Origin of the sequence: Enterobacter sp. MF024 (genome assembly GCF_005843915.1) — a bacterium.
Classification (GTDB): Bacteria; Pseudomonadota; Gammaproteobacteria; order Enterobacterales; family Enterobacteriaceae; genus Enterobacter; species Enterobacter barmai.
Window position 1 is genome coordinate 18053 of the sequence record NZ_VCBB01000013.1, and the last position, 17761, is coordinate 35813.

The following is a 17761-nucleotide window of genomic DNA, read 5'->3' on the forward strand; positions in this document are numbered from 1 at the left end:
GCAGATTGCAGAAATGGAAAAGGCCGCGAAAGCGGCCTTTTGGTATTGCAGTACGTTGCTTAAACTTGCGAGCAGCGCCGTAATTACTGCTGAGTCATGATATCGCCCAGCTTAATTTTGGCTTCTTTACGCAGGTTGCTCATCAGCGCCTCGAAAGCAATTTGCGCATTGTTCTGGGTAATACCCTGAACCATCGCTTTCTTCTGTGCTTCCGGCATGGTGCCCGCTTTCACTTCGTCCAGCGCCAGAATGACCACGTTGCCCTGCATATCGTTGGCGATACCGAAGCTCGGCTTGTCTTTCGCCGGCTGGCTCAGGCCGAATGCCGCCTGGCTAATCGGATCCTGACCGGTACGGCTGAGGGTTTTCGCCTCACCAAAGCTCAGGCCAGCCGCTTTCAGCGCCTCGTCACCTTTACCGGCTTTCAGGTCAGCCAGCAGCTTTTCAGCATCCAGCTTCGCCTGCTGCACGGCTTTGTTGTGTTTCACCAGCGCCGTAATCTGATCCTTCACCTCGTCCAGCGGCTTGATCGCTTCTGGCTTATGCTCGCTCACGCGCAGTACGAAAGCGCGATCGCCATCAACAGAGATGATGTCGGAGTTGCTGCCCGGGGTGCCATTTTCGCCTACCAGACCGCCATTGAAGATGGCATCTGCTACCGGCTTGAAGTTCAGCTCTTCCGGCAGGTTGTCATGACCAAACCAACCGGTGGTCACCGCTTTCGCGCCTGCAGCCTGCTCTGCGCCCGCCAGCGATTCGTTGTCATTGCTGGCCGCGTCGCTCACTTTCTGCTGTAAGGCATAGAAGCCATCCAGCGCTTTCTCCTGCTTCACTTTCGCGGCGATCTCATCGTGGACATCCGCCAGCGGTTTGGTGGTCGCAGGGGTAACATCATCCAGACGCGCAACCAGGAAGCCAACGGAGGATTTGATGACGCCAGAAAGCTGACCTTTCTCTTTCAGGCCGGCATTTTTCAGCTCGTCCGGGGTGGTCGCGTCTTCCAGCCAGCCCATATCACCGCCGTTTTTCGCAGAGATGATATCCGTGGATTTCTCTTTTGCGACCGTCGCGAAATCGGTGCCTTTGTTCAGCTCATCCAGCGCCGCTTTAGCGTCGGCTTCGGTTTTGGTCTGAATCACGCTGTAACGATTACGCTGTGGCTGAGTGAACTGATCCTGATGCTGATCGTAGTAAGACTGGATCTCGGCATCGGTGGCGTTTTCCTGCATCGCAGCCGCATCCAGCTTGATGTAGCTCACGCGGAACTGCTCCGGCGCGGTGAAGTTGTTTTTGTTCTGCTCGTAGTAGCTTTTGACCTCTTCATCGCTCGCCTGCTGTTTAGCAGCCAGAGCATTGACGTCGAAAGTGGCTTCGCGCACCACGCGCTGCTGAGAAACCAGCGTCGCCAGTTCATCCGCTTCGCCTTTGAGCATGAAGTCGGTGCCCACGACAGCGTTGATAAGCTGCTGAGTGGTGAGCTGATTGCGCAGCGCCTGAGCGTATTGATCCGGCGTCATCCCCATCTGATTAACGATGGCGTTATAACGGGAATTATCGAATTTGCCGTTATTCTGGAAAGCAGGGGTGACGAAAATCGCTTTCTTAACCTGGTCATCGCTGATGCTCAGACCGAGTTCACGGGCATACTGATCCAGCAGCGCCTCGTCGATAAGACGGTTCAGCGTCTGCTGACGCAGGTTCTTCATATACCCTTCATTCGCCGCCAGTTCAGAGAACTGGTCGCCCAGCTGTTGCTGCATGCGGTTGCGTTCACCGGCAAATGCATTCTCAAACTGCCCACGGCTGATTTCCTGGTCGTTCACTTTTGCGGCGTAGTTTGCACTACCGCCAATCAGGTATCCGCTCACGCCGGTCAAAATGAACGACACGATAATGATACCGAAAATAATCTTGAGCACGAGACTGTTAGCAGCCGTGCGTAAGCTGTCCATCATGGTGTAACCACACTCCGCTGTAGGTGACTGGTGACCTGACGCTGGCGGGAATCCTGACCGCAGCGCGTAAAGGCGTATTGTGACAAGAAACCGGGGCTATTGTCAGCCCACAACTCGCATAAACTCACATAAATCAGGTCTGGACAAACAAAAAAGGCACATCAAATGATGCGCCCTTGTACTTTTCAACTTCCCTGAAGTAAGAAAGCGATCAGTTTACCGCGTCTTTCAGCGCTTTGCCGGCACGGAAGCCCGGAACTTTAGCAGCAGCGATGGTGATCTCTTTACCGGTCTGAGGGTTGCGGCCAGTACGGGCAGCACGCTCTTTAACAGCAAAAGTACCAAAACCTACCAGCGCTACGTCGTCCCCAGCCTGCAGAGATTCGGTAACAGAAGCAATCAAAGCATCTAACGCACGTCCAGCCGCAGCTTTGGAGATATCAGCACCCGCAGCAATTTTGTCAATCAGTTGAGATTTATTCACTCTTCTCTTCCTCTCTTTATAATTTATATCGCGTCTGAATCCTTCACAACGCGACCGCGCAGCAGTTATATCAGGCCTGCCATGACCTTACAACACCCGTTGTTGATGGCTGGCCCAATCAGCAATCTAAATTAGCTATACAAAAAAAGGCTGGCAAGCCCGAAATAGCTCACCAGCCTTGTTTTTATTGACGCTCTTTGCGCGAGGTCACTATTTTGCGGTCACAACCTGCATTCCTGAAGGCTCATTCTGCAGTGCAAGTGTCAGAACTTCCTCAATACGTTTCACCGGATGGATCTCCAAATCGGCGATAACGTTGTCCGGAATCTCTTCCAGATCGCGCTTGTTCTCATGCGGGATGAGGACCGTTTTAATGCCACCGCGGTGGGCTGCCAGCAGTTTTTCTTTCAAGCCGCCAATCGGCAATACCTGACCACGCAGGGTGATTTCACCGGTCATGGCTACATCGGCACGCACCGGGTTACCGGTCAGGCAAGACACCAGGGCGGTACACATCGCAATACCCGCGCTTGGGCCATCTTTCGGCGTCGCCCCTTCCGGCACGTGAACGTGAATGTCGCGTTTTTCGTAAAAGTCCGGATTAATACCCAGTTTTTCCGCACGCGCGCGCACCACGGTCAGCGCAGCCTGAATGGACTCCTGCATCACTTCACCCAGCGAGCCGGTGTAGGTCAGCTTGCCTTTACCCGGTACGCAGGCGGTTTCAATGGTCAGCAGATCGCCGCCCACTTCCGTCCACGCCAGACCGGTCACCTGGCCTACGCGGTTTTCGCTGTCCGCACGACCATAGTCGTAGCGCTGAACACCGAGGTACTCGTGCAGGTTGTCGCCATTGATCACAATATGCTTCAACGTCTTGTCGAGCAGCAGCTGTTTCACCGCTTTACGACACAGCTTGGAGATTTCACGCTCCAGGCTACGCACGCCCGCTTCACGGGTGTAGTAACGAATGATGCCGATAATCGCGCTGTCATCGACGGTCAGTTCGCTCTCTTTCAGTGCGTTACGTTCAATCTGCTTCGACAGCAGGTGACGACGGGCGATGTTCAGTTTTTCGTCTTCGGTATAGCCAGAAAGACGGATCACTTCCATACGATCCAGCAGCGGTGCCGGGATGTTCATGGAGTTAGAGGTCGCCACGAACATCACATCGCTCAGATCGTAGTCCACTTCAAGGTAGTGATCGCTGAACGCCACGTTCTGCTCTGGATCCAGCACTTCAAGCAGGGCAGAAGCCGGGTCGCCGCGCATATCGGACGACATTTTGTCGATCTCATCCAGCAGGAACAGCGGGTTTTTAACGCCCACTTTCGCCATTTTCTGGATCAGTTTGCCCGGCATGGAACCGATATAGGTCCGACGGTGACCGCGGATTTCCGCTTCGTCACGCACGCCGCCCAGCGCCATACGGATATATTTACGTCCGGTGGCTTTGGCAATGGACTGTCCCAGAGAGGTTTTACCCACCCCCGGCGGCCCTACCAGGCACAGAATTGGGCCCTTGAGCTTATTAACACGGCTCTGAACCGCGAGATACTCAAGGATGCGGTCTTTCACACGTTCCAGACCGTAGTGGTCGGTATCCAGGATCTCCTGAGCCTGACGCAGATCTTTTTTGACCTTGCTGCGGGCGTTCCACGGAACCTGCACCATCCACTCGATATAGCCGCGTACGACGGTCGCTTCAGCCGACATCGGAGACATCATTTTCAGCTTCTGCAGCTCGGCTTCCGCTTTCTCTTTCGCCTCTTTCGGCATTTTTGCCGCGTCGATCTTACGCTTCAGCGCTTCGTTTTCGTCCGGCGCGTCGTCCATCTCGCCGAGCTCTTTCTGAATGGCCTTCATCTGCTCGTTCAGATAGTACTCGCGCTGAGATTTTTCCATCTGCTTTTTAACGCGGTTGCGAATGCGTTTCTCAACCTGTAGCAGATCGATTTCAGACTCCATCATCGCCATCAGATATTCCAGACGCTCGTTAACGTCGGACATCTCCAGCACGGACTGTTTGTCAGCCAGCTTCAGCGGCATGTGCGCTGCGATGGTGTCCGCCAGACGCGCAGGATCGTCGATGCTGTTCAGCGACGTCAGCACTTCTGGTGGGATTTTTTTGTTCAGCTTGATGTAGCCTTCAAACTGACTGATCGCGGTGCGTACCAGCACCTCCTGCTCACGCTCATCAAGCTGAGGCGAGTCGAGGTATTCCGCTTTTGCTGCAAAGTGTTCGCCATCATCCGACAGCGTGGTAATACGCGCACGCTGCAGCCCCTCAACCAGCACCTTCACGGTGCCGTCAGGCAGCTTCAGCATTTGTAAAATAGAGGCCACGGTCCCGACGGTGAAAAGATCGTTTACACCCGGCTCATCCGTTGATGCTTCTTTCTGCGCAACCAGCATGATTTTTTTATCATGATCCATGGCGGCTTCAAGGCAACGGATAGATTTTTCCCGCCCTACAAATAAGGGTATGACCATGTGCGGATAAACCACCACATCGCGCAACGGCAATACGGGGATTTCAATGCGTTCAGAACGCTCAGGATTCATAGAGCTCTCTCTTAGTTTAGTGTCCGCCAGGTAAGCTGGTCATGAGACTGTGCTTCACATAACCATTAACATGTAATCCAGTATATGGGGATGTTTCCCACACATTCAACGCCATGTTTACGGAAAAATAAAAGGGGGGATTAAATCCCCCCTTTTTGATTAACTGCTTGTATGGTCTGGTGAATTATTCGCCAGATGCCTGCTGCGCTTCCGGCGTGCCGTAAATCAGCAGCGGCTTGGTTTGGCCAGCAATGACGGACTCATCGATAACCACTTTTTCGACCTCTTCCATTGAAGGAAGGTCGTACATGGTATCGAGCAGGGCTGCTTCAACGATAGAACGCAGGCCACGCGCACCGGTTTTACGCGCCATTGCTTTCTTGGCAATCGCATCCAGTGCTTCATCACGGAATTCCAGCTCAACGCCTTCCAGATTGAACAACGCCTGGTACTGTTTGGTCAGGGCGTTTTTCGGCTCTTTCAGGATCTGAATCAGCGCATCTTCGCTCAGTTCAGTCAGCGTGGCCACAACCGGCAGACGTCCGATGAACTCAGGGATCAGACCAAACTTGATCAGATCTTCTGGCTCAACCTGCATCAGCAGTTCGCCTTCTTTTGCTTTTTCAGACTTGGCTTTCACCGTAGCGCCAAAGCCAATACCCGAGCCGGTTTCAACACGGTTAGCGATGACTTTATCCAGACCGGCAAACGCGCCGCCACAGATAAACAGGATTTTGGAGGTATCAACCTGCAGGAACTCCTGCTGAGGATGCTTACGACCACCCTGTGGCGGAACAGCGGCAACCGTCCCTTCGATCAGCTTCAGCAATGCCTGCTGCACACCTTCACCGGAAACGTCACGGGTGATCGACGGGTTATCGGATTTACGCGAGATTTTATCGATCTCATCGATATACACGATACCGCGCTGTGCCTTCTGCACATCGTAATCACACTTCTGCAGCAGTTTCTGGATGATGTTTTCCACATCTTCACCCACGTAACCGGCTTCGGTCAGGGTGGTGGCATCAGCCATGGTGAAGGGAACATCCAGCAGGCGTGCCAACGTTTCTGCCAGCAGGGTTTTACCGGAACCGGTTGGGCCGATCAGCAAAATGTTACTTTTGCCCAGCTCAACGCCGTTGCTGTTATCCCCGTTACGCAGACGTTTGTAGTGGTTGTACACCGCCACTGCCAGCACTTTTTTCGCCTGTTCCTGACCGATGACGTAGTCGTCAAGGTGATGACGGATCTCGTGCGGGGTCGGTAACGCGCTGCGCTCGCGGTGCGGTGCAACTTCTTTAATCTCTTCGCGGATGATGTCGTTACATAAGTCGACACATTCGTCGCAGATATACACGGATGGCCCGGCAATCAGTTTGCGCACTTCATGCTGGCTTTTGCCGCAAAAAGAGCAGTAAAGCAGTTTGCCCGATCCATCTTTGCGTTTATCTGTCATGAGTCAAAACCTCTTTTTAAGTTCTTTGTGCCGCACATGACGACGCAAATGCCATTCTCAGACGCAAGCTGCTCGTAAGCAAAGTGCCGCCCTACCATAGTATAGCGGCACACCCGCGTCGTGGGCATCAATTACGATGGGTCAAAATGGAGTCGACTAAGCCGTACTCAACTGCCTCTGGTGCGGACAGGAAGCGATCGCGCTCGGTATCGCGCTCGATCTGCTCAAGTGATTGACCCGTGTGGTGAGCCATAAGTTCATTCATGCGCCCTTTTACTTTCAGAATTTCACGGGCATGAATTTCAATATCTGTGGCCTGGCCCTGGTACCCGCCCAGCGGCTGGTGAATCATTACGCGCGAGTTCGGCAGGCAGAAACGCTTGCCCTTCGCCCCTGCAGTCAGCAGGAATGCGCCCATTGATGCTGCCTGGCCCATACAAATGGTGCTCACATCAGGCTTGATGAACTGCATGGTGTCGTAAATGGACATCCCGGCGGTGATCACGCCACCCGGGGAGTTGATGTACAGGTAAATGTCTTTTTCCGGGTTTTCCGCTTCCAGAAACAGCATCTGCGCTACGATCAGGTTCGCCATGTGGTCTTCCACCTGGCCGGTCATGAAGATAACGCGTTCTTTAAGCAGACGGGAGTAGATATCAAAAGAACGTTCACCGCGAGAGGTCTGTTCAATGACCATTGGCACCAGCGCCATATGGGGTGCAAAGTTATCTCGTTCGCCACTGTATGACATTTCCGTCTCCTGGATAAAAAATGAAAATACCTGCTGTACTGATTGTAACCTTGCGGACGGATTATCAGCCAGTCTCTTTAATACTACTTCCCCACTAATGGGGGCGGCTCAGCCCTATTTCAAGCATAACAATCTTTTGGTGTAACGCTAACACTGAAAAAGCGTTTTATCACGCTTCGTGATTTATAACTGTGATAAAAAAAACCCGTCGCCAGACGGCAACGGGTTTTTCGCTCAAACTTTAAACGAAGCGGGCAGAATTACGCCTGCTGGTTCATCAGTTCGTTGAAGGAAGTGGCTTTTTCGGACACTTTCGCTTTGGCCAGAACGGCTTCAACAGCCTGCTCTTCCAGTGCGACGTTACGCATGTTTTCCATCAGCTCTTTGTTGCTGCCGTAGAAAGCAACAACTTCTGATGGATCTTCATAGGCAGAAGCCATCTCTTCGATCAGACCTTTAACGCGCTCTTCGTCAGCTTTCAGCTCGTGGGTACGAATCACTTCGCCCAGCAGCAGGCCAACAACTACGCGGCGTTTAGCCTGCTCTTCGAACAGTTCACGTGGCAGTTCCAGAGCTTGTTTCTCGTTGCCACCGAAACGCTGTGCAGCCTGACGGCGCAGAACGTCGATTTCGCTGTCGATCAGGGCAGACGGGATCTCGATTTCGTTAGCTTTAACCAGACCTTCGATCGCCTGAGACTTAACGCGGTTACGCACGGCGCCTTTCAGCTCGCGTTCCATGTTTTTACGCACTTCCGCACGCAGACCTTCAACAGAACCATCTTCAACGCCGAAACGTTTGATGAAATCTGCAGTCAGTTCTGGCAGTTCGCGGTCTTCAACTTTCTTCAGGGTAATCGCGAACTTAGCCGCTTTACCTTTCAGGTTTTCAGCGTGGTACTCTTCCGGGAAGGTCACGTCGATGGTGAACTCTTCGCCAGCGCTGTGGCCTTTGATACCGTCTTCAAAGCCTGGGATCATACGACCCTGGCCCATTGCCAGTACGAAGTCAGACGCTTTGCCGCCTTCGAACTCTTCACCGTCTACAGAGCCGGAGAAGTCGATGGTGACACGGTCTTCTGCATCAGCAGCGCCGTCTTTGTCTTTCCAGGTTGCCTGCTGCTTACGCAGGGTGTCCAGCATGCCGTCAACGTCAGCTTCAGTCACTTCAACGATTGGTTTTTCAACTTCAATCGCGTCCAGACCTTTCAGCTCAACTTCTGGATAAACTTCGAACTCTACGGAGTAGGTGAAGTCTTCGCCCAGTTTGTATTCGCCCGGAACATAGGTCGGGGAACCGGCTGGGTTGATTTTTTCTTTGATGATCGCGTCAACGAAGTTGCGGCTCATCAGGTCACCCAGCACGTCCTGGCGAACAGAAGCGCCATAACGCTGAGCAACGACATTCATCGGTACTTTGCCCTTGCGGAAGCCGTCAATACGGACTTTCTTCGCTACGTTGACCAGCTCGCTTTTTACAGCGTTTTCGATGCTGTCAGCAGCGATTGTAATCGTTACACGGCGGCCAAGGCCTTGAGTGGTTTCAACTGAAACTTGCATCTTGTTACCTCAAAAAAATCACAGTGCTCGGTCAACTCTGAATTTGCCTCGCAATACCGGGATGCTCTCTTGTAGCAGATTCACATTCCCTGTCGCCAGAATCATCCCGAAGACATTCATTAAGACGCGGCATTATAGCGGCATCACTTTAGTGAGTCGAGAACGGTTGGCGCATGTTGCTGCGGCTTTTTTCACAATTTAAGGCTATTTTTAGCCTTAAAATCGCGCCACCGGCTCAAAACCCGGACAAAACAAAACGGCCCGCAGGCCGCTTTGACGTATTCTTTATGCAACATACTGGAAAAGTTCCCGTTGTTGCAAACAGGATTTATTACGCGATCGTCCCGGCTCCCCGGCACGGCGGCGACGCGAAAATCGTATCCTGTAACCCCTTCCACTCTTTGATCGTATATGTGTGTAACGCCAGCGCGTGGACCGTGGTCGAGAGCTCCTCCGTCAGGGTTCCGTAAATCATACGGTGACGATTGAGAAAACGCTCGCCAGCGAAACGGTCGCTGACCAGCACCACCTTAAAGTGGCTTTCAGAGCCTGCCGGTACGTTATGACGATAGCTTTCGTCGACGACTTCAAGGAACACAGGTTCAAACGCCGCCCTTAACTTATCTTCAATCTGTTCACGTATCATCATGAAATTACTCCTCCGACAACGCTGAGATGTCACCCATCCCTTTAAATGTTAGCCGCTTTTACCGCTTGCATAACAACAAGACAACAAAAATTTAGCTTTCGTCTGATTTTCTCATTCAACCGTATGAAGTCATATAAGGGAATCGTCGATTTGTCGCCAGAATAACGGAAAAGCGTTTCAGGTGGTCAGTTTTCAGACAAGGCGATGAATTTACATGCGTTGACCACTTCCCCTTGCCGTTGGCGATGTTATGATGGCGGCAATTTTTTTCTATATATGCTTACGATTCCTTGAGAGCCTGAACATGTTAAAAAAACTCTTTTTCCCTTTAGTCGCCCTGTTTATGCTGGCGGGCTGCGCAACTCCACCAACCACCATTGATGTTTCACCAAAAATCACTCTGCCGCAGCAGGATCCAAGCCTGATGGGCGTGACCGTGAGCATCAACGGTGCGGATCAGCGTCGCGATCAGGCGCTGGCGAAAGTCACCCGCGACAACCAGGTGGTCACCCTGACCGCTTCCCGCGACCTGCGTTTCCTGCTGCAGGAAGTGCTTGAGAAGCAGATGACCTCCCGCGGTTATATGATTGGCCCAAGCGGCGCGGTCGATCTGCAGATCATCGTGAACAACCTGTATGCAGACGTCTCTCAGGGCAACGTGCGCTATAACATCGCCACCAAAGCCGATATCGCCATCATCGCTACCGCGAAGAACGGCAATAAGATGAACAAAAACTACCGTGCAAGCTACTCCGTTGAAGGTGCCTTCCAGGCTTCCAACCAGAACATTGCTAACGCGGTTAACAGCGTGCTGACCGACACCATCGCCGACATGGCGCAGGACACCAGCATTCACGAGTTCATCAAGCAGAACGCACGTTAAGTCTGCCCGCTGACCCGACTCCCGGTCGGGTCAGTTTTAACCCATGTCCAGTCAATATTTACGTATTTTCCAGCAGCCTAAATCAGCTATCCTGCTGATCCTTGGTTTCGCCTCCGGTTTACCTCTTGCCCTGACCTCCGGCACGCTACAGGCGTGGATGACCGTCGAAAATATCGATCTTAAAACCATCGGCTTTTTCTCTCTGGTCGGCCAGGCCTATGTGTTTAAGTTCCTGTGGTCACCCATGATGGACCGCTACACGCCGCCTTTCCTCGGCAGGCGTCGTGGCTGGCTGCTGATGACCCAGGCGATGCTGCTGCTGGCGGTTGCCGCCATGGGCTTCCTTGAACCGGCGTCACAGCTTCGCTGGATGGCCGCGCTGGCGGTGGTAATCGCCTTCTGTTCCGCATCGCAGGATATCGTGTTTGATGCCTGGAAAACGGACGTGCTTTCAGCCGAAGAGCGTGGAGCCGGTGCCGCTATCAGCGTGCTCGGCTACCGTCTGGGTATGCTGGTCTCGGGCGGACTGGCGCTATGGCTGGCAGACAGATACCTCGGCTGGCAGGGAATGTACTGGCTGATGGCCGCCCTGCTTATTCCCTGCATGATCGCCACGTTCCTTGCCCCGGAGCCGAGCGATGTGATCCCCGTTCCGCGCTCCCTGGAACAGGCTGTCGCTGAACCGCTGCGCGACTTCTTTGGCCGCAACAACGCCTGGCTCATTCTGCTGCTGATTGTGTTGTATAAACTTGGCGATGCGTTTGCGATGAGTCTGACAACGACCTTCCTGATCCGCGGCGTGGGCTTTGATGCCGGCGAGGTGGGGGTCGTGAACAAAACCCTGGGGCTGATTGCCACGATTATCGGCGCGCTGTACGGCGGCGTACTAATGCAGCGCTTAAGCCTGTTCCGCGCCCTGCTAATATTCGGCATTCTTCAGGGAGTATCCAACGCAGGTTACTGGCTGCTCTCCATCACCGATAAGCATATGCTCAGCATGGCGGCGGCGGTGTTCTTCGAAAACCTGTGTGGCGGGATGGGGACAGCCGCCTTTGTCGCGCTGCTGATGACCCTGTGCAATAAATCCTTCTCTGCCACGCAGTTCGCCCTGCTATCTGCGCTCTCTGCGGTGGGTCGGGTCTACGTCGGCCCTATCGCGGGCTGGTTTGTTGAAGCGCATGGCTGGGCGGAGTTCTATCTGTTTTCTGTGTTTGCGGCTATTCCAGGGCTGCTCCTGTTATTAATATGCCGTCGTTCGCTGGAATATACCCAGCAGACCGAACACTTTATGGAAAGGACGCTCTACCCGTCGGCCTATCGCTTCGCCTTACGCGTATTGCTGGCGGGCTGTCTGATGCTGGCGCTGTGGCTGGTTGTGCTGATTATCAATGCCACCACCGCACTCGATCTGCCTTTTGCCCTGCTGCTGCTTGATGTTGGGGCGTTGCTGGCGCTGGTCGGCATCGTGACCGGGGCACTGCTCGACTATCTGGCAATGCGAAAAACCCAGGCGGCTTAAAATAAAAAAACGTTATTTGCCGTTGTAATCACCCTGCGAAATTATAACGGCAAATAAACCTGTCCTATTAAAAAAAATATTTGTTGTTTTGTGCGTCTTAGAATTCCGGAAATTATTGGAAGCTATAATAAGCACTAATTTCGTTAACCGATTCAGCAAACGAAAGATTAATTTTCCGTTTTTTGTTTGTCTTTTTATTGATAATTAATTGTTAATTATTTGTATCTTTTTCACAATGGTTATACCAATTACCCTTTTTGCCCCCCAGACAGGGCTGGATTCGTTATAAGCCGCGTGCGGCGGGACTCCCATCTGGAAATGGTCATATTTTGCAACATGTGTGACTTATCCGGCAGAACCCGGTAACACGTTCCTGACACAGGCCTAATCATGTTTACAGTAATGTAACCTTCCCGTAAAATGCCCCCACACTTTAAACGCCACCAAGGTCCCCGTGGAATTGAGGTCGTTAAATGACACTTAGGAAATACAATAAAGGTTTGGGCTGGTTGTCGTTAATTGCAGGCACTGTTTTACTCAGTGGCTGTGATTCTGCGCTTCTGGACCCCAAAGGACAGATTGGACTGGAACAACGTTCCCTGATTCTGACGGCTTTCGGCCTGATGATGATCGTCGTTATTCCTGCCATTTTGATGGCTGTTGGTTTTGCGTGGAAGTACCGTGCGAGCAATAAAGATGCGAAGTATAGCCCTAACTGGTCACACTCCAATAAAGTGGAAGCTGTGGTCTGGACGGTGCCTATCCTGATCATCCTGTTCCTGGCCGTACTGACATGGAAAACCACTCACGCGCTTGAGCCGAGCAAACCGCTGGTTCACGATGAGAAACCTATCACCATCGAAGTGGTCTCCATGGACTGGAAATGGTTCTTCATCTATCCGGAACAGGGCATTGCTACCGTGAATGAAATCGCCTTCCCGGCGAACACTCCGGTAGAGTTCAAAGTCACCTCTAACTCCGTGATGAACTCCTTCTTTATCCCGCGTCTGGGCAGCCAGATTTACGCGATGGCCGGTATGCAGACTAACCTGCACCTGATCGCGAATGAAGCAGGCACCTATGACGGTATCTCCGCCAGCTACAGTGGCCCGGGCTTCTCAGGTATGAAGTTCAAAGCCATTGCCACGCCTGACCGTGCCGCTTTCGACCAGTGGGTTGCTAAAGCGAAACAGTCCCCGAACACCATGTCTGACATGGCCGCGTTCGACAAAGTGGCAACGCCTAGCGAATACAACAAAGTGGAGTACTTCTCTAACGTGAAACCGAATTTGTTCAAAGATGTTATTGGCAAATTTATGGGACATGGCATGAGCATGGACGTGACCCAGCCTGAAGGCGAGCACAGCGCGCACGAAGGTATGGAAGGCATGGACATGAGCCACGCGGAAACCGCTCACTAAGGGGCCGAGGAAGAAAATGTTCGGAAAATTGACACTGGATTCAGTGCCGTACCATGAACCCATTATCATGGTTACGATTGCTGCAATTATCATTGGTGGCGCGGCCTTAGTTGGCCTGATCACTTACTTCGGTAAGTGGAGCTACCTGTGGAATGAGTGGCTGACTTCGGTCGACCACAAAAAACTCGGTATCATGTACTGCATCGTCGGTATCGTCATGTTAATTCGTGGCTTTGCGGATGCGATCATGATGCGTAGCCAGCAGGCGCTTGCCTCCGCTGGCGAAGCAGGCTTCCTGCCGCCGCACCACTACGACCAGATCTTTACCGCGCACGGCGTGATTATGATCTTCTTCGTAGCGATGCCGCTGGTTATCGGTCTGATGAACGTTGTTGTGCCGCTGCAGATCGGCGCGCGTGACGTTGCGTTCCCGTTCCTGAACAACCTGAGCTTCTGGTTCACGGTTGTCGGTGTGATTCTGGTTAACCTGTCTCTGGGCGTCGGTGAGTTCGCGCAGACCGGTTGGCTGGCCTATCCGCCGCTTTCTGGAATTGAATACAGTCCTGGCGTAGGTGTTGATTACTGGATTTGGGCGCTGCAGCTCTCCGGTGTCGGTACTACCCTGACCGGTATTAACTTCTTCGTGACCATTATCAAGATGCGTGCCCCTGGCATGACCATGTTCAAGATGCCGGTATTTACCTGGGCATCTCTGTGCGCCAACATCCTGATTATCGCGTCGTTCCCAATTCTGACCGTCACCATCGCGCTGCTGACCCTGGATCGTTACCTGGGCACCCATTTCTTCACGAATGATATGGGTGGCAACATGATGATGTACATCAACCTGATTTGGGCATGGGGTCACCCGGAAGTGTACATCCTGGTTCTGCCGGTCTTCGGTGTGTTCTCCGAAATCGCAGCAACCTTCTCGCGTAAACGTCTGTTTGGTTACACCTCGCTGGTGTGGGCAACCGTGTGTATTACCGTCCTGTCGTTCATCGTTTGGCTGCACCACTTCTTCACCATGGGTGCGGGCGCGAACGTAAACGCCTTCTTCGGTATCACCACCATGATCATCGCAATCCCGACCGGGGTTAAGATCTTCAACTGGCTGTTCACCATGTACCAGGGCCGTATCGTGTTCCACTCAGCAATGCTGTGGACCATCGGCTTCATCGTGACCTTCTCCGTAGGCGGGATGACCGGCGTACTGCTGGCTGTTCCAGGTGCTGACTTCGTTCTGCACAACAGCCTGTTCCTGATTGCGCACTTCCATAACGTTATCATCGGCGGTGTCGTCTTCGGCTGCTTCGCTGGCGTAACCTACTGGTGGCCAAAAGCGTTCGGCTTCACGCTGAACGAAACCTGGGGTAAACGCGCGTTCTGGTTCTGGATCATCGGCTTCTTCGTGGCATTTATGCCGCTGTACGTGCTGGGCTTCATGGGTATGACCCGTCGTCTGAGCCAGCAGATCGATCCGCAGTTCCACCCAATGCTGATGATTGCAGCGGGCGGCGCCGTTCTGATTGCCTGTGGTATCGCGTCTCAGCTGATTCAGTTCTACGTCTCTATTCGCGACCGCGATCAGAACCGTGACCTGACCGGTGACCCATGGGGTGGCCGTACGCTGGAGTGGGCAACTTCTTCTCCACCGCCGTTCTATAACTTTGCCGTTGTGCCGCACATTCATGAGCGTGATGCATTCTGGGAAATGAAAGAGAAAGGCGAAGCGTATAAGCAGCCTGCGCATTACGAAGAGATCCACATGCCGAAAAACAGCGGTGCGGGCATTGTTATCGCCGCCTTCGCTACGGTATTTGGTTTCGCAATGATCTGGCACATCTGGTGGCTTGCGATCGTCGGCTTTGCTGGCATCGTAATCAGCTGGATTGTGAAGAGCTTTGATGAGGACGTGGACTACTACGTACCAGTCCGTGAAGTTGAAATCCTGGAAAAACAGCATTTCGACGAGATTGCTAAAGCGGGGCTGAAAAATGGCAACTGATACTTTAACCCACGCGACCGCCCATGCGCATGATCACGGGCACCACGATACAGGGCCGATGAAAGTCTTCGGCTTCTGGATCTACCTGATGAGCGACTGCATCCTGTTCTGCTGTCTGTTCGCGACCTATGCCGTTCTGGTGAACGGCACAGCGGGCGGCCCGACCGGCAAGGACATTTTCGAGCTGCCGTTCGTTCTGGTTGAAACCGCACTCCTGCTGTTCAGCTCCATCACCTACGGCATGGCGGCTATCGCCATGTACAAAAACAACAAGAGCCAGGTTGTTTCCTGGCTGGCGTTGACCTGGTTGTTCGGTGCTGGATTTATCGGGATGGAAATCTATGAATTCCATCACCTGATCGCAGAAGGCTTCGGCCCGGATCGCAGTGGCTTCCTGTCTGCGTTCTTCGCGCTGGTAGGCACACACGGTCTGCACGTAACGTCCGGTCTGATCTGGATGGCGGTACTGATGTTCCAGGTATCCCGTCGCGGCCTGACCAGCACTAACCGCACCCGTATCATGTGCCTGAGCCTGTTCTGGCATTTCCTGGATGTGGTCTGGATCTGTGTGTTCTCTGTTGTGTATCTGATGGGGGCGATGTAATGAGTCATTCTAACGATCATGGCGCTTCCCACGGCAGCGTAAAAACCTACATGACAGGTTTTATCCTGTCGATCATCCTGACGGTCATCCCGTTCTGGATGGTGATGAGCGGTACTGCTTCTCACGCGGCGATCCTGGGCACTGTCCTGGTTACTGCGGTAGTGCAGATTCTGGTGCATCTGGTTTGCTTCCTGCACATGAACACCAAGTCTGATGAAGGCTGGAATATGACAGCATTCATCTTTACCGTGATTATCATCGCAATCCTGGTAGTCGGATCCATCTGGATTATGTGGAACCTCAACTACAACATGATGGTTCACTAAGAGCGGCGAGTATGTTTAAGCAATACCTGCAAGTAACAAAACCAGGCATCATCTTTGGCAACCTGATCTCGGTGATCGGAGGGTTCCTGCTGGCTTCTAAAGGCAGCATCGACTACACCCTCTTTATCTACACGCTGATTGGGGTGTCACTGGTTGTTGCGTCCGGTTGTGTATTTAACAACTACATCGACATGGATATCGACAGGAAGATGGAAAGGACCAAGAATCGGGTGCTGGTAAAAGGCCTGATGTCCCCTGCCGTCTCGCTGGTGTACGCCACCTTGCTGGGTATTGCTGGCTTTATGCTGCTGTGGTTCGGCGCCAACCCTCTGGCCTGCTGGCTGGGGGTGATGGGTTTCGTGGTGTATGTGGGCGTCTACAGCCTGTATATGAAGCGTCACTCCGTCTACGGTACGCTGATTGGTTCTCTCTCCGGCGCTGCGCCGCCGGTGATTGGCTACTGCGCGGTCACCAATGAGTTCGACAGCGGTGCGCTCATCCTGCTGGCTATCTTTAGCCTGTGGCAGATGCCGCACTCCTACGCCATTGCGATTTTCCGCTTCAAGGATTATCAGGCAGCGAACATTCCGGTTCTGCCGGTGGTGAAAGGCATCTCAGTCGCCAAGAACCATATCACGCTCTACATCATTGCGTTTGCGGTTGCTACCCTGATGCTGTCGCTGGGCGGTTACGCTGGATATAAATATCTGGTGGTTGCTGCCGCGGTGAGCGTCTGGTGGCTCGGTATGGCGCTGCGGGGTTATAAAGTGGAAGACGATAAAGTCTGGGCGCGCAAACTGTTTGTGTTCTCGATTGTCGCTATCACTTCCCTCTCGGTAATGATGTCCGTCGATTTTATGGTGCCTGACTCTGGTAATCTGCTGACTTACGTCTGGTAACATCGTCAGACTGAGTGGCTCAACAGCCCGCCACCTTATGGTCGCGGGCTGTTTTTTTTATTTTATATTGAAAATAAATTAATATCCTACCAAAAATAACCATTAAATATTAATCAAGTTAAAAAAAGAGCATGTAAACCACTTAATGTAAATTTCCCTGTCTTGTTTGTATTTCAGAATGGTAACCTTGGGCCGTGAGTAATTTTCTCACTTACCCATCTTCATTTAATAAGGAAATATGAATGAAAGAATTATCAATGAATGAAATGCATTATATCTCCGGTGGTTTTAATCTGATCGGCGCCGCAAGCGGTTTCCTGAATTTTACCGTTAACTCCGGCTTTGGCTTTGGCTCCTTCGCCCTGACTTCAGGCGAGGCTTTTGCTAACTTCGTGATTGACAGCACTGTTTCGTTTGGTAAGTTCGTCGCAGGCGAATCTAACTGGCAAACCTTCGTAGATAGCGGTTCAAATAACTGGGGCGCTTTTGTTCAAACGGCAGGTAACAGCTGGTCATCTTTCGTAAATAACGCGGCATCAGACTGGAATAGTTTCCTTGTCAGCGCTAGCGCGTAAACCGTAATAAGTTCAGGGTCGGGATAGTTCTATAATTATCCTGACCCTGCAAATGGCTTATATAATTACTGGTAGTTTTATTAATTCTCACTCATATATCCAAT

The 17761-nt window shown here is 52.4% G+C and carries 15 protein-coding genes; 8 read left to right on the top strand and 7 right to left on the bottom strand.

Annotation, left to right across the window (positions count from 1 at the left end; genetic code table 11):
- Positions 1-83: 83 nt before the first annotated feature.
- From ppiD to bolA, 7 genes are all read right to left on the bottom strand, one after another.
- Positions 84-1955 carry a peptidylprolyl isomerase gene (ppiD, locus tag FFB58_RS18185; RefSeq protein WP_138370622.1) on the bottom strand — a complete coding sequence of 624 codons (1872 nt, stop codon included), beginning with the start codon at positions 1953-1955 and terminating at the stop codon, positions 84-86.
- Between the two features lie 211 nt (positions 1956-2166).
- A complete protein-coding gene (hupB, locus tag FFB58_RS18190) occupies positions 2167-2439 on the bottom strand; it encodes a nucleoid-associated protein HU-beta (protein ID WP_002444653.1) in 273 nt (90 codons plus the stop codon).
- A 210-nt stretch (positions 2440-2649) separates the two neighbouring features.
- Entirely contained in the window at positions 2650-5004 is a 2355-nt protein-coding gene (gene lon, locus FFB58_RS18195) for an endopeptidase La (protein WP_039032381.1), read from the bottom strand.
- Between the two features lie 184 nt (positions 5005-5188).
- Positions 5189-6463 carry an ATP-dependent protease ATP-binding subunit ClpX gene (gene clpX, locus FFB58_RS18200; protein WP_039032380.1) on the bottom strand — a complete coding sequence of 425 codons (1275 nt, stop codon included), beginning with the start codon at positions 6461-6463 and terminating at the stop codon, positions 5189-5191.
- A 127-nt stretch (positions 6464-6590) separates the two neighbouring features.
- The gene (clpP, locus tag FFB58_RS18205; RefSeq protein ID WP_032616835.1) at positions 6591-7214 is read right to left on the bottom strand and encodes an ATP-dependent Clp endopeptidase proteolytic subunit ClpP; all 624 of its coding nucleotides are present in this window, start codon (positions 7212-7214) and stop codon (positions 6591-6593) included.
- 260 nt (positions 7215-7474) lie between these two features.
- A complete protein-coding gene (tig, locus tag FFB58_RS18210; protein ID WP_039032379.1) occupies positions 7475-8773 on the bottom strand; it encodes a trigger factor in 1299 nt (432 codons plus the stop codon).
- Between the two features lie 331 nt (positions 8774-9104).
- Complete coding sequence (gene bolA, locus FFB58_RS18215) at positions 9105-9422, bottom strand: transcriptional regulator BolA (RefSeq protein WP_039032378.1); 318 nt, start codon at positions 9420-9422, stop codon at positions 9105-9107.
- A gap of 304 nt (positions 9423-9726) precedes the next feature.
- Here bolA and FFB58_RS18220 point away from each other — a divergent pair, with 304 nt between their 5' ends.
- The 8 genes from FFB58_RS18220 (at position 9727) to FFB58_RS18255 (ending at position 17657) form a co-directional block, all read left to right on the top strand.
- Positions 9727-10305: a lipoprotein gene (locus tag FFB58_RS18220; protein ID WP_039032377.1), complete on the top strand. Its 579-nt coding sequence runs from the start codon at positions 9727-9729 to the stop codon at positions 10303-10305.
- A 43-nt stretch (positions 10306-10348) separates the two neighbouring features.
- Positions 10349-11824: a muropeptide MFS transporter AmpG gene (ampG, locus tag FFB58_RS18225; RefSeq protein WP_039032376.1), complete on the top strand. Its 1476-nt coding sequence runs from the start codon at positions 10349-10351 to the stop codon at positions 11822-11824.
- 473 nt (positions 11825-12297) lie between these two features.
- Positions 12298-13245, top strand: coding sequence for a cytochrome o ubiquinol oxidase subunit II (gene cyoA / locus FFB58_RS18230; RefSeq protein ID WP_039032375.1), 948 nt, complete (start codon positions 12298-12300; stop codon positions 13243-13245).
- A 16-nt stretch (positions 13246-13261) separates the two neighbouring features.
- Positions 13262-15253 carry a cytochrome o ubiquinol oxidase subunit I gene (gene cyoB / locus FFB58_RS18235; protein ID WP_039032374.1) on the top strand — a complete coding sequence of 664 codons (1992 nt, stop codon included), beginning with the start codon at positions 13262-13264 and terminating at the stop codon, positions 15251-15253.
- Entirely contained in the window at positions 15243-15857 is a 615-nt protein-coding gene (locus FFB58_RS18240) for a cytochrome o ubiquinol oxidase subunit III (RefSeq protein ID WP_138370623.1), read from the top strand. Before cyoB ends, FFB58_RS18240 begins: the two co-directional genes overlap by 11 nt.
- Entirely contained in the window at positions 15857-16183 is a 327-nt protein-coding gene (locus tag FFB58_RS18245; RefSeq protein WP_032616827.1) for a cytochrome o ubiquinol oxidase subunit IV, read from the top strand. Before FFB58_RS18240 ends, FFB58_RS18245 begins: the two co-directional genes overlap by 1 nt.
- An 11-nt stretch (positions 16184-16194) precedes the next feature.
- Positions 16195-17082, top strand: a complete 888-nt coding sequence (cyoE, locus tag FFB58_RS18250; RefSeq protein ID WP_039032372.1) for a heme o synthase — start codon at positions 16195-16197, stop codon at positions 17080-17082.
- Between the two features lie 242 nt (positions 17083-17324).
- Positions 17325-17657 (top strand): hypothetical protein, encoded by a 333-nt coding sequence (locus tag FFB58_RS18255; protein WP_039032371.1) that lies wholly within the window; start codon positions 17325-17327, stop codon positions 17655-17657.
- Positions 17658-17761: the final 104 nt, after the last annotated feature.